The organism is Kitasatospora sp. NBC_00039 (genome assembly GCF_045160625.1).
In the GTDB taxonomy this organism is placed as follows: Bacteria; Actinomycetota; Actinomycetes; order Streptomycetales; family Streptomycetaceae; genus Kitasatospora.
Genome location: NZ_CP108289.1, coordinates 7,723,995 through 7,736,312, shown reverse-complemented (window position 1 = coordinate 7,736,312; position 12,318 = coordinate 7,723,995). Strand labels below are relative to the sequence as shown.

At 73.1% G+C, this 12,318-nt stretch carries 12 protein-coding genes and 1 pseudogene; 8 read left to right on the top strand and 5 right to left on the bottom strand.

From position 1 onward, the window contains the following. Nucleotides 1–20 precede the first annotated feature (20 nt). A complete protein-coding gene (locus OG286_RS34225) occupies nucleotides 21–899 on the top strand; it encodes a universal stress protein (protein WP_396321196.1) in 879 nt (292 codons plus the stop codon). Continuing rightward, nucleotides 896–3,844: a cation-translocating P-type ATPase gene (locus OG286_RS34220; RefSeq protein ID WP_396321195.1), complete on the top strand. Its 2,949-nt coding sequence runs from the start codon at nucleotides 896–898 to the stop codon at nucleotides 3,842–3,844. The genes OG286_RS34225 and OG286_RS34220 overlap by 4 nt, the downstream gene beginning before the upstream one ends. 26 nt (nucleotides 3,845–3,870) lie before the next feature. On the opposite strand, the gene OG286_RS34215 is transcribed toward OG286_RS34220, so the two are convergent. The 5 genes and pseudogenes from OG286_RS34215 to OG286_RS34195 all read right to left on the bottom strand — a co-directional run bounded on the left by OG286_RS34215 (nucleotide 3,871) and on the right by OG286_RS34195 (nucleotide 8,489). Next, nucleotides 3,871–5,250: a Ni/Fe hydrogenase subunit alpha gene (locus OG286_RS34215; RefSeq protein ID WP_396321194.1), complete on the bottom strand. Its 1,380-nt coding sequence runs from the start codon at nucleotides 5,248–5,250 to the stop codon at nucleotides 3,871–3,873. Continuing rightward, nucleotides 5,247–6,035: an oxidoreductase gene (locus OG286_RS34210; RefSeq protein WP_396321193.1), complete on the bottom strand. Its 789-nt coding sequence runs from the start codon at nucleotides 6,033–6,035 to the stop codon at nucleotides 5,247–5,249. Before OG286_RS34210 ends, OG286_RS34215 begins: the two co-directional genes overlap by 4 nt. Nucleotide 6,036: 1 nt before the next feature. Beyond that, nucleotides 6,037–6,853 (bottom strand): annotated as a pseudogene (locus tag OG286_RS34205) (FAD/NAD(P)-binding protein). 14 nt (nucleotides 6,854–6,867) lie between these two features. Continuing rightward, nucleotides 6,868–7,338 (bottom strand): Crp/Fnr family transcriptional regulator, encoded by a 471-nt coding sequence (locus OG286_RS34200; RefSeq protein ID WP_396321191.1) that lies wholly within the window; start codon nucleotides 7,336–7,338, stop codon nucleotides 6,868–6,870. Continuing rightward, nucleotides 7,335–8,489 (bottom strand): 4Fe-4S dicluster domain-containing protein, encoded by a 1,155-nt coding sequence (locus tag OG286_RS34195; RefSeq protein WP_396321190.1) that lies wholly within the window; start codon nucleotides 8,487–8,489, stop codon nucleotides 7,335–7,337. The genes OG286_RS34200 and OG286_RS34195 overlap by 4 nt, the downstream gene beginning before the upstream one ends. Before the next feature lie 172 nt (nucleotides 8,490–8,661). On the opposite strand from OG286_RS34195, the gene OG286_RS34190 reads away from it, so the two are divergent. The 6 genes from OG286_RS34190 (at nucleotide 8,662) to OG286_RS34165 (ending at nucleotide 12,223) form a co-directional block, all read left to right on the top strand. After that, the gene (locus tag OG286_RS34190) at nucleotides 8,662–9,177 is read left to right on the top strand and encodes a hydrogenase maturation protease (protein WP_396321189.1); all 516 of its coding nucleotides are present in this window, start codon (nucleotides 8,662–8,664) and stop codon (nucleotides 9,175–9,177) included. Between the two features lie 233 nt (nucleotides 9,178–9,410). Beyond that, nucleotides 9,411–9,854: a universal stress protein gene (locus tag OG286_RS34185; protein WP_396321188.1), complete on the top strand. Its 444-nt coding sequence runs from the start codon at nucleotides 9,411–9,413 to the stop codon at nucleotides 9,852–9,854. A gap of 213 nt (nucleotides 9,855–10,067) precedes the next feature. After that, complete coding sequence (locus OG286_RS34180; protein WP_396321187.1) at nucleotides 10,068–10,352, top strand: dsRBD fold-containing protein; 285 nt, start codon at nucleotides 10,068–10,070, stop codon at nucleotides 10,350–10,352. Between the two features lie 68 nt (nucleotides 10,353–10,420). After that, nucleotides 10,421–11,437, top strand: a complete 1,017-nt coding sequence (locus OG286_RS34175; protein WP_396321186.1) for an Acg family FMN-binding oxidoreductase — start codon at nucleotides 10,421–10,423, stop codon at nucleotides 11,435–11,437. Beyond that, on the top strand, nucleotides 11,431–11,793 hold the full coding sequence (locus OG286_RS34170) for a hypothetical protein (RefSeq protein WP_405358846.1): 363 nt from the start codon (nucleotides 11,431–11,433) through the stop codon (nucleotides 11,791–11,793). Before OG286_RS34175 ends, OG286_RS34170 begins: the two co-directional genes overlap by 7 nt. Beyond that, nucleotides 11,777–12,223 carry a universal stress protein gene (locus OG286_RS34165; protein WP_396321184.1) on the top strand — a complete coding sequence of 149 codons (447 nt, stop codon included), beginning with the start codon at nucleotides 11,777–11,779 and terminating at the stop codon, nucleotides 12,221–12,223. Before OG286_RS34170 ends, OG286_RS34165 begins: the two co-directional genes overlap by 17 nt. Nucleotides 12,224–12,318: the final 95 nt, after the last annotated feature.

Genomic DNA, 12,318 nt, shown 5'->3' with positions numbered 1-12,318 from the left:
TGATCATCGGTGGAGGAGCCATGGCGCCCGCCAGCATTCGTCGTCCGATCGTCCTCGGCGTGGACGCCAGGGGCCCCGGCCGGCTCGCGACGGCCTGGGCCTGCGACGAGGCGGCTCGCCGCGAACTGCCCCTGCTGCTGGTCAATGCCGTCCCACAGCCGGGCGCTGATCTGCGTGGCTTCGAGAAGCGCTACCGCGAGGAGCTCCGCAACGACGGGCGCCAGATGCTCGACAAGGCTGCAGCGTTCGCAGGCGAGCGGCACCCCGGCCTGGAGGTGAACAGCACCCTGACGGACGGCGACCCGGGCCGGGTGCTGTGCCGGGAGTCGCGGCACGCCGAGCTCGTCGTACTCGGCTCGCGCCGGCTTTCCCGCACGGAAGAACTCCTCAGCACCTACTCGGTCGCCGTCCCGGTCGGTGCCCAGGCCGCCTGCCCGGTGGTCGTCGTGCGCGAACCCGAGCACATCACCCAGGACCCGCCCTACCTCGTGGTCGGAGTGGACGGCAGCCCGTCGTCGGCCGCTGCGGTCGACGTCGCCTTCGACCTCGCGGCCCGGCGGGGAGCAGCCCTGCGCGCCATCTGGGTGTGGCAGTCGCAGCTGATCGCCCGGGTCGACGAACATGCGGCCGTCCGGACGCTGCGGAGGCTGCTGACCGAGACCACTGCCGGTCATGCCGACCGGTACCCCGACGTGAGACTGACCCACGAGGTGATCCTCGGCCACCCGGTGGAGGAACTGGCCAAGGCCTCGGAGCACGCCCTCGCCGTCGTGGTCGGGCGTCGCGGACACGGCGGATTCACCGGCATGCGGCTCGGCTCCGTGCCGCACGGCCTCCTGCACCACGCCCACTGTCCGATCGTCACCGTGCCCCGGCCGGCCGGCGAGCCGAGCGCATGAGGTCCGACGGTCCTGGCACTGCGCGACAGGCCGCGCTCCAGGAGCCCGGCCTCCGCGACGCTCCTGACCCGCGTGAGCCGGTCGCCCTGCTCTTCCGGGACCTACGCACCTCCGTCCGGGGCCTGCCGGAACGCGAGGCGGCCCGCCGCCTGGCCGTGTACGGACCCAACACCCTCGCCCGCCGCGGCGGCCGGCGCTGGCCCCACGAGCTCGCGCAGCAGTTCACCCACCCCCTCGCCCTGCTTCTGGCGCTCGCGGCGGTCCTCGCATTCGTCAGCGGGGCGCCGGCGCTGGCCGTGGCGATCGTGGCCGTGATCGTGCTGAATGCCACGCTCGCCTTCGCCCAGGAGCAGCAGGCGGAGAACGCGGTGGAGGCACTGGCCTCCTTCCTGCCGGAGCAGGCGACCGTGGTCCGCGAGGGCGTGCGGCAGGAGGTGGCGGCCACGTCACTGGTCCCCGGGGACGTGCTGGTGGTCGAGGAGGGCGAGCGGATCTCCGCCGACGCCCGGTTGCTGTCCGGGGGTGTGGAGGTGGACCTCTCGGCGCTGACGGGTGAGTCGGTGCCGGTGTTCCGCTCGGCGGAGCTGGTGGACGTCGAGGGATCGCTGCTGGACGCCCGTGACCTGCTGTTCTCCGGGACGGCCTGTACCGGCGGACAGGCCCAGGCGGTGGTCACCGCCACCGGGATGCACACCGAGCTGGGCAGGATCGCGGCACTGAGCCAGCGCACCCGGCGCGAGGAGAGCCCGCTGGAGCGCCAGGTCAAGCGGGCCGCCCGGCTGATCGCGCTGGTGGCGATCGGCGTGGGGCTGGCCTTCCTGCCGATCGGCCTCGCCGCCGGGCTGTCGCTCGCCGCCGCGGTGAGCTTCGCGATCGGTCTGCTCGTCGCCAACGTCCCCGAGGGTCTGCTCCCGACCATCACGCTGTCGCTGGCCTCCGGAGTCCGCGACCTGGCCCGGCGCGGGGCCGTGGTCAAGCGCCTCTCCGCCGTCGAGACGCTCGGTTCCACCACGGTCGTCTGTACCGACAAGACCGGGACGCTGACCGAGAACCGGATGCTGGCCACGGCGGTCTGGACGCCGCACGGCGAGTGCGCCGTCGACGCCCCGGTGGATCCGCCGTCCGAGGTCCGGGTGCTCGCCGCGGCCGCGGCAGCCTGCACGACGGCCCACCCGGACGCCGGTCACGGCGACCCCACCGAACTTGCCCTGCTCGATCTGGCCGGCCGGCTAGCAGTGGCGTGCCCACCCGAGCAGCGCGACCTCGACCGGCGGGCGCTGTTCCGGTTCGATCCCCGGATCAAGCTGATGACGACGGCGGATGCCGAGGACGGCACGGTCGTCCTGCACACCAAGGGCGCACCCGAGGAGGTCCTCGCCCACGCCGACCGGCTGCTCGACCACGGTTCGCAGCGGCCTCTCACACCGGCCGACCGGACCGGGGTGGTCCACGCCGTCAGCACCCTGGCCTCCCGGGGGCTACGGGTGCTCGCCGTGGCCCGGCGACCCCTGCCCCCCGGCCAGGCACCCCCAGAGCGGCGTGAGGAGGCCGAGCAGCACCTGTGCCTGATCGGCCTGATCGCGATGGCCGACCCGGCCCGGCCCGAGGTCGCCGGCGCCATCACGCTCGCGCACCGCGCCGGGATCACGGTCCACGTCGTCACCGGGGACAACGGCCTGACCGCCGCCGCCATCGCCGGTCAGGCCGGCATCGGCCACCGCGGTTCCCGGATCGTCACCGGCACCGAACTGACGGCCATGGGCGACCGGGAGCTGGACACACTGCTCGCCCGCGGGGAGGAGGTGATCTTCGCCCGCACCTCCCCCGAGGCCAAGCTCCGGATCGCCGACGCCCTGCGGGCCGAGGGCCACACCGTCGCGATGACCGGCGACGGGGTCAACGACGCGCCCGCCCTGCGGAGCGCCGACATCGGCGTCGCCATGGGACGCTCCGGCACCGACGTCGCCCGCGAGTCCGCCACCATGGTGCTCACCGACGACAACTTCGCCACGATCATCGCGGCTGTCGAGGCCGGCCGGCGGACGTACGACAACATCCGCAAGTTCATCGTCTACATCTTCGCCCACGCCGTCCCCGAGGTGGTGCCGTTCCTGGTCTTCGCCCTCGCGGGCGGCGCCGTCCCGCTCCCGCTCACGGTGATGCAGATCCTGGCCGTCGACCTCGGCACCGACACCCTCCCCGCGCTCGCGCTCGGCCGCGAACGCGCCGAACCCGGGCTGATGGACCGGCCGCCCCGCCCGCGCAGCGAGAAGGTGATCCAGCGCTCGATGCTGGCCCGGGCCTGGGGCTTCCTCGGCCTGATCTCGGCCTGCCTGGTGATGGGCGGCTTCCTGCTCACCCTGACCCTGGGCGGCTGGCACCCCGGCGACCCCACCGGCCCCGGCACCGCCCTGCACCGGACGTACCAGCAGGCCACCACGGTCACCTGGCTCGGCATCGTCGCCTGCCAGATCGGCACCGCCTTCGCCGCCCGCACCGAGCGCGCCTCGCTGCGCTCCATCGGCGTCCTCAGCAACCGCCAGTTGCTCGTCGGCATCGGGTTCTCGCTCCTGTTCGCCGCCGTGATCGTCTACCTCCCGCCGTTGCACCGCGTGTTCGGCACCGCCGCGCTCAGCCCCGCCCAGCTGGCGATCGTGACACCGTTCCCCTTCGTCGTCTGGGGCGCGGACGAGCTGCGCAGAGCCCTGGTACGGCGCCGCACGCCCGCGCCCGTGGCGCCCGTGGCGCCCGCGCACATCGCGCCCGAGCCGCCGCGGCCCCCCGCCGAGGTCTACGGGCATCACCCGGTCGCCGTCCTGCTCGCCCGCCACGGCTGGAGCGCCCACCAGCTCCATCGCGCGCTGGGCGTCACCGACCGCGCCGCCGAGGAGATCGTCGCCCATGCCCACCGGATCGCCGCCGGGCACGGCCGTCGGACGCTGTGACCCGGCGGGGGCCGGTCCGAGTGCGGTCAAGCGCCGCTGCCGGTCCGGTCGACGGTGAGGTCGAGGAAGTGGGTGGAGCAGGAGATGCACGGGTCGTGGTTGCGGATGGCCCGTTCGCAGAGCGTGGTCAGCTCGGCGTCGGTGGGCTCCCCCGCCCGCAGGAGTTCCTGCACGGTGCGGCGGAGGTCCTCCTCGATCGCGTCCTGGTTCTGCGCGGTCGGCGGGACCAGCACCGCGTCGGTGACGGTCCCCCGGGCATCGAGCGTGTAGCGGTGGTGGAGCAGGCCGCGTGGCGCCTCGGTCGCCCCGTGACCGGTGCCGGCACGTGGGGGCACCTCGACGTACGGGCGCGGCGGAGGCTCGTAGGCGTCGATGAGGCGCAGGGCCTCGTCGACGGCGTAGAGCACCTCGATCGCCCGGACGACGATGCTGCGGTAGGGGTTGCGGCAGACGACGCCCTGCCGGGGGTCGCCGAGCCCGGCGTCCTGAGCGGCCTGGAGGGCGATCGGGGAGAGCAGGCGTCCGCTGATGGCGTACCGGGCGAGCGGGCCGGTCAGGTGGCGGCGGCCGTCCAGCCGGGCGTGCAGGGCGGTGGAGTGCGGGACCTGGCTCTCGACGACGTGGTCGCCGAACTCGCGGACTCCGAAGGTGCGGGTGGGCAGCGGGCGCCGGCTCGTGGCGGGCACTCCGGCGGCGTGCGGGGCGGCCATGACGGTCGGCGTGCCCGATTCGATGGCGTAGACGCCGGGTTCGGCCAGGGCGAGCAGGTCGTGGTCACACCCTGCGTCGGGGAAGTCGAATCCGGCCACCCAGCGCACGGTCAGCGCGGCGTCGTCACGGGCCCTGCGCAACCGCTCGGCCAGCGGCTGCAGTTCGGATCTGCTCGGCACGCGGTGGAAGCCGCCGAGGCGGACGTTGACCGGATGGATGGCCCGGCCGCCGAGCTGCTCGATGATCGCGTTGCCGGTCTGCTTCAGCCGCAGTCCGCGCTCGACGTCGGCTCGTCTGGCCCGGGCCAGTTCGACGACGTTGTCACAGCCGTGGAAGTCCGGTGCGTGCAGGAGGTGGACGTGCAGGGTGTGGCTCTCGATCCATTCGCCGCAGTAGATCAGCCGCCGCAGCGCGGCCAGTTGGCCGTCCACGGCGACGCCGCAGGCGTCCTCGATCGCGCGGCAGGCGCTCAGCTGGTAGGCGATCGGGCAGATCCCGCAGATCCGCGAGGTGATGTCGGGCGGTTCGGTGTAGGAGCGTCCGCGCAGGAACGCCTCGAAGAAGCGCGGGGGTTCGTAGATGGCCAGTCGGGCCTCGGCGACCTCGTCGCCCTGGACCCGCAGGTACAGCGAGCCCTCGCCCTCGACGCGGGCGAGCGATCCGACCTGCAGCACCCTGGAGCCGCGGTGTGTCACCCTTCCAGTTCCTTCCGTGCGGCCGCGTCGAACTCGGGGGCGGCGGTGTTGAAGGTGCGCAGCACCCGCACCACGTCAAGGGTGTCCATGCCGTCGCGGCGCAGCAGCGGGATGAAGGACGGGAAGTTGGCGGAGTTGCTCGGGCCGAAGCAGCCGTAGCAACCGCGTCCGAACGTGGGGCAGATGGCGCCGCAGCCGGCGTGGGTGACCGGGCCGAGGCACGGGGTGCCGTGGGCGACCGTCACGCAGACCGTGCCGCGCTGCTTGCACTCGAAGCAGACGCTGTGGGCGGGGACGTCCGGCGTGCGTCCGGCCAGGTGGGCGGTGATGACCTCCAGGAGCTGACGGCGGTCGATGGGGCAGCCGCGCAGTTCGAAGTCGACGGGCACGTGCGCGCTGATCGGGGTGGAGGTGGCGAGCGTGGCGACGTAGTCGGGACGGGCGTAGACGGCGGCCTGGAACTCGGCGACGTCCGCGTAGTTGCGCAGCGCCTGGACGCCGCCGGCGGTGGCGCAGGCGCCGATGGTCACCAGGCGCTCCGAGACGGCGCGGATGTGGTGGATCCGGTCGACGTCCTGCGGGGTGGTCACCGACCCCTCGACCAGCGACAGGTCGTACGGGCCCGGTCCGCTTGCGCTGGAGGCCTCCAGGAAGTGTGCGATCTCGACCCGGTCGGCGAGGCCGAGGAGTTCGTCCTCGCAGTCCAGCAGGGTGAGTTGGCAGCCGTCGCAGGAGGCGAACTTCCAGACTGCGAGCCTCGGGCGGCGGCCGGTCTCGGCCTTCATGTCACAACTCTCTTACCGCAAGGAGTGGTCGGGCGGTGGTCCAGGTGACGACGGGGCCGTCGCGGCACAGTAGGAGGGGGCCGAGCTGGCAGTGCCCGCAGTGACCGGTGCCGCAGTGCATGGTGCGCTCCAGCGAGACCCTGATCCGGTCCGGGCCGACGCCAACGGTGGGTGAGCTCCGCCGCGGTGGCGCGGATCATCGGCTCGGGGCCGCAGATGAAGGCCGTCGCCGTCCGCGGATCGAAGGCAGCCCGGTCGGCCAGGGTCGTGACGACACCGACCTCCCCCTTCCACAGCGTGTCGGGACGGTCCACGGTGGTCAGCACTCGGGCCTGCGCCTGCCATGCCCGTGTCTCCCCGGTGTAGAGCAGGTCGCGGGGGGTTCGGGCACCGATGAGGACGTTCAGCCGTCCGTACGCCTCCGGCGCGGCGAGGGCGGAGCGGACCAGCGGGCGCAGCGGCGCCAGGCCGATGCCGCCGGCCACGACCAGCAGGTCGCGGCCGGTCGCCGCGGGCAGGTCCCAGCCGGTGCCGAACGGGCCGCGCACCCCGACCGTCGCACCGGCCCTCACCCCGTGCAGCGCGGCGGAGATCGCACCGACGGCCCGGACGGTGTGCGTCAGCCGGTGTCCGTCGATTCCGCTGACCGACAGGGGGATGTCGCCGACGCCGAACGCGTACACCATCGCGAACTGCCCGGGCGCGAAGGGCGGCAGGGCCGAGCGGACGGGTTCCAGAACGATCGTGGCCATGTCCGGTGCCTCGGCCTCGCGGACGGCCACCCGGTACGGGAACGGAGCCCCGGCAGAAAGGGCCATCGTGGCGGGAGCCGTCATGTCGCCGGTCCGCCGGGCTCGGCGCCGGGCGGCCCGTAGAGGTCCAGCAGGCGCGTGCGGGTCGCCTTCAGCCTGCGAGCGATCACCGCCGCGACGCCGTGGGTCACCGCCAGGCCGAACGCGGGGTCCCCCGCGCAGGCGAGGCGGACCCGCTCGGCGTCGAACTCGGCGGCGAGCACGGTGCCACGGGTCTGCGCCCCCAGGTGCCACCGGTAGGGCTCGAACAGCCAGGACCAGCCGAGCAGATCGCCTTCGCCGAGAGTCTCCACGACGGCCGCCCGCCGGCCCGGGACGTGGACGTCCAGTGCGACGAGCCCGGAACGGATGACCCAGAACCGGTCCGCGACGCCGTCCTCCTCGAAGATGCGGGTGCCCGCGGGGAACGAGACGTCGTGGCCGAGGGCGGCCAACCGGTCGCGGCGGCCGGGCGGCAGGGCACCGAGGAAGCCCCGGTACGCGAGCGTCACGACGGGTCCTCCGCCCCGGCAGGCCCGATTTCGCGTTCCCGGTCGAGCGCGTGGGCCTCCTCGGTGATGTCGATGCCGACCGGGCACCACACGATGCAGCGGCCGCAGCCGACGCACCCCGAGCTGCCGAACTGGTCGAACCAGGTGCCGAGCTTGTGGGTGGCCCACTGCCGGTAGCGGCTGCGCGGCGACTCACGGACCGGGCCGGTCGGCAGGTGGGAGAAGTCGAGGTCGAAGCAGGACTCCCAGTGCCGCCAGCGCTCGGCGTGGTCGCCGGTCAGGTCCGTGACGTCCTCGGTACTGGTGCAGAAGCAGGTCGGGCAGACCATGGTGCAGTTGCCGCAGGTCAGGCAGCGGGCGGCGACGTCGTCCCAGCGTTCGGCCGTGAGGGTCTCGCGCATCAGCGCCTGGAGGTCCACCGGCGGCATGCTGCGGCCCATCCGGTCCGCCGCCTCGGCCACGCGGTCGCGGGCCGCGGTCCGGGTGGCGGCGTCGGCGGGGCTGCGTGGGAGCTCGGCCAGCACCGCCTCGCCCTCCTCGCTCCCCGCGCGCACCAGGAAGCGGTGGCCCTCGGTGTCCACCACCTCGGTCAGCGCCAGGTCGTAGCCGGGCCCCACGGCCGGCCCGGTCCCCATCGACACGCAGAAGCAGGTGGCGCCCGGCTCGGTGCACTCCACCGCCACCAGGAAGGCACGCTCACGGCGTCCCCGGTAGGTGGGATCGGTGTACCGGCCGCCGAACAGCACCCGGTCCTGGATCGCGATGGCCCGCAGGTCGCAGGGGCGGACGCCGAGGAACGCGTAGGCCGGAGGCGCGGTGTCGTCCACGACCGGCACCAGGTCGCCGCCGGCGCCGCGGTCGGCGCTCCACTCCCGCACCCGCGCCGGGTGCAGGAAGGTCTTCCACGACTGCGGCCCCGCACTGTGCGCGAACGCGGCACCGTCCTCGCGGGCGCGGAGGCGATACGTTCCGGCCTCCAGCTCGACCCCCCAGCCGTAGGGCAGGTCCGCTCCGCCGGAGATCTCGGCGAGCACGATCGCGCCGTCACGGACGGTCGGGCCGACGACCGTGCGGCCACGACCGGCGAGGACCGCGATCAGCGTGTCCAGGCCGTCCTTGTCGATCACCGCGGAACTGCTGCCGTCCGTCACCGCTGAACCTCCCGGACCGATGCCGTCGTGCTGCCCAGTATGTGGAGCGCATCGCCTCCGGGCGCGGGGAGACGATGCCGGTGTGGTCCAGGTGGCTCCGTCCCCGCCTCGTACGGGCCCCCGCGGCGTCTGCGGAGCTTGGCGGGCCTCGCGGGCGGGAAGGCCAGGCCGGGTGAACAGCAGTGCCCGGATCACCGTGATCGGCGTCGGCAACGAGTACCGGCGGGACGACGGCGTCGGCTGGGCCGTCGTCGGCCGGCTCGCGGAACGCCCCGAGAAGCATCCGTTGCCGGGTGGTGCCGTCCTCGTGGTGTGCGACGGCGACCCGGCCCGGCTGATCTCCCACTGGGACGGGGCGGACCTCGCCGTCGTCGTGGACGCGGCGCACGCGCACCCCGGGCAGCCCGGCCGGGTGCACCGCCTGGAGCTGGCCGACGGGCGGCTCGCACGGGCCGACAGCGCGACGAGCTCCCACGGGCTCGGGCTCGGCGATGCCGTGGAACTCGCCCGTGAGCTGAACCGCCTGCCACGCGTGCTGATCGTCTACGCCGTGGAGGGAGCGGACTGCTCCCCCGGTACAGGTCTGTCGGCACCGGTCCAGGCCGCCGTGGAGAGCCTCGCCGCACAGATCGCGGAGCAGGTCGCGCAGCAGATCGCGGAGCACAACGGCAGCGTCAACGGCCGCTGAGACCACCCGTGAGCCGGCGGCCGCCGGGCCCCACCGGCCGTCCGACGGGGCCCGGCGGCCCTGGCAGAGGCGCCGAGGCAGGTGGACAGTGTGAGCAGAGGCCCGCGAGGAGGAGTGAGGACCATGCAGCACCGCACCGTCAGCAGCGTGATGACCCACGGGGTCGTCACCCCGTCCCGGACGTACAGCTGCGAACCGATCCTCCCCTCTGCCGTTCGAGAGCGAGGTGCACGATGGACACGGTTTCCCCGGCGGCACACCGGATCGTCGTAGGGGTGGACGGCTCTCCGTCGTCCGAAAAGGCGCTGCGGTGGGCGGTCACTCAAGCACGGCTGACCGGCACCACGGTGGATGCGGTGATCTGCTGGCTCCTCCCGACGATGTACGGGCGGGCTCCGATGTCGGTGGACCGGGAGCTCGGCCATGTCGCGGAGAAGATGCTGGACCAGGCGGTCGCCCATGCCCTCGGAAAGGTCCGGCCGGTGGAGGTGCGCGAGACGGCCGTACTGGGCAACGCCGCCGAAGTGCTGGTGGAGCGTTCACGGGGAGCCGAGTTGCTCGTGGTCGGCAGCCGAGGACACGGCGGATTCACCGGCGCTCTCCTGGGGTCGGTGGGCCAGTACTGCGTTCAACACTCGGCGTGCCCGGTCGTCGTGATCCACGGCGACGCGCACTGACCAGCGGATCGGCAACCGCGACCGCCCCCTCGGGCCGGCCGTCGGCAGAAATCCGAGGGGAACGTCGGCACGTGCGCGTCCGGGCCGTACGGCCGGCGTTTGGGGCCGGTGGGCCCAAGCCTCGGGCACCTCGCTCGGAGCAGGATGGAAGCGGGATCGGAACCAGCAGGCGGGTGCCGTGGCCCGGAGTACGACCGAAGGGATGCGGTGGTCATGACCACCACCAGCAGCAGCACCGAGCAGCACCGGACGAAGCAGTGGACGCTGCATCTGCAGCTGTTCGAGGAGGGCGACGTCACCCGGGTGCACGCCGTTCTCGACACCGGCGACAACACGCTCCGCAGCAGCGCCACCGCACGGCGCAGCCCGGGTGACCCACTCGTCCCCGAGGTCGGTGACGAGTTCGCGGCCGGGCGCGCCCTGGTCGATCTCGGCCACCAATTGCTGCGCGCGGGAACGGCCGATGCCGCAGCATTCGACCCGGCCCTTCGCCCATGACATCCGTCTGACACCGCGTCGGCCGTCCACGAGTGACGTGTGAGAGCAGGAATAGGGAGCTGTTCACCATGACCGAGCAAGCCATGACCCTGGATCAGCTGCGTTTTCTGGTCTCCGCGGCAGGTGCAGCGCCGTCTCTGCACAACAGCCAGCCGTGGCGCTTCGCGCCCGTGGCCGACTCACTCGGTCTGCAGGTGTACACCGACCCGGATCGCAGGGTGCCGCTCACCGACCCGGACGGCCGGGCCCTGCACATCTCGGTCGGCGCGGCCCTGTTCAATCTGCGGGTCGCCGCGCTCCGGCTGGGCCGCGCCCCGGAGGTGCGGCTGCTCCCCGAAGGCGCCGAGCCGAACCTGGTGGCCACGGTCCGCCTCGCCCGGCCCGCCCCCTCATCGCCTCCGTACGGAACGGACCTCTTCGAGGCCATCGGGCTGCGCCACTCCAGCCGCCAGCCGTTCGCCAACCGCGACGTGCCCGAGGCTGTCCTCGGAGAGCTGACCGCGGCGGCTCTCGACGAAGGAGCGGTGCTGTCCCCCCTGGAGGAGGCCGACGTACGCCGGGTCCTCGCCCTGACCGGCGAGGCCGAACGCCGCACCGGCACCGACCTGGCACGGATGGCAGAGACCCGCGCCTGGCTGCGGCTGGAGGAACCTGCGGCAGACGGGATCCCTGCCGCGGCGCTGGGCCCGCAGGATCATGAAGCCCGCGTGCCCATGCGCGGCTTCACCGGACATACGCAGCCCGGGGAGCCGTCTCAGCGCTTCGAGGCACTGCCCCAGCTGGCCACCCTCACCACCCACGGCGACCAACCGGCCGACTGGCTCCGCGCAGGGGAGGCCCTGCAACGTGTCTGGCTGCTGGCGACCAGCCACGGCCTGCGCGCCTCGGTCATGCACCAGGCCGTCGAGTGGCCCGACACCCGCTGGGGTCTTCGCAACCCTGCCGAAGGCATCGGCCATGTCCAGATCGTCCTGCGCCTCGGCTACGGCCCGCCCGGACCCGCGACCCCGCGTCGGCCGGTCGACGAGATCCTCGACCTGACGGGCTACCGGGTCGCCGTTTCGCCAGACGAGTCGTCATGCTGACACACCGCACGCTCCGGGACGTGATGACCCGCGATGTGGTCCGCATCGCGCCGGCGTGCGGATTCCGCGAAATCATCGAACCGCTCGGCGAGCGGGACATCGTCGAGGAGGTTCTCCGCCGGGTGGAGGGCGTGAGCGCCGCGGCTGTCGGAGTGGAGGCCGGGCAAGGCCGTGTCGTGCTCGGCGGCGTCATCGAGCCCCCGTACCTCGTACCGATCGTGGTGCGTCTGTGCCGGTCCGTGGACGGCGTCGTGTCGGTCACCGAACGGACCGGACGAGTACCCGAGCAGATGTCCGTCACCGCCGACCCGGCGGAAGTCTCGAACCAGGAGGCCCGTCATGGGACCCACGCCTGAAAGAGCTCACCACATCATCGTCGGCGTCGACGGCTCGCCCTCGTCTCGCGCGGCTCTTCGCTGGGCCCTGAGACAGGCTCGGTTGGAAGGTGCTTCGATCGAGGCGATCTCAGCCTGGGACTACCCGCCGCTGAGCGGTTGGGGCCTGACGATCCCGGGGCCGGAGATCGAGGAAGCGGCGCGCCTGGCGCTGGCCGACACCGTGAAGGTGGAGCAGGACGCGGCACGGCTGCCGGTCGAGGTCCGGCAGCGCACCGAGTACGGACACCCCGCGGATGTGCTGCTGCAGGCCTCCCACGGAGCGCACCTCCTCGTCGTGGGGAGCAGGGGCCTGGGCGGTTTCACCGGCACCCTGCTCGGTTCCGTGAGCCGGCACTGTGTCGAGCACGCGTCCTGCCCCGTGGTGGTCGTGCGCAGCACCGACGCCTGAACGCCGCAGCAGCAGTGGGTTCACGGCCCTCGCGACGACCGGATCCGCCGACGAGCACCTGACCGTGATCGAGCACCGGGCGCTCGCGAACGTGT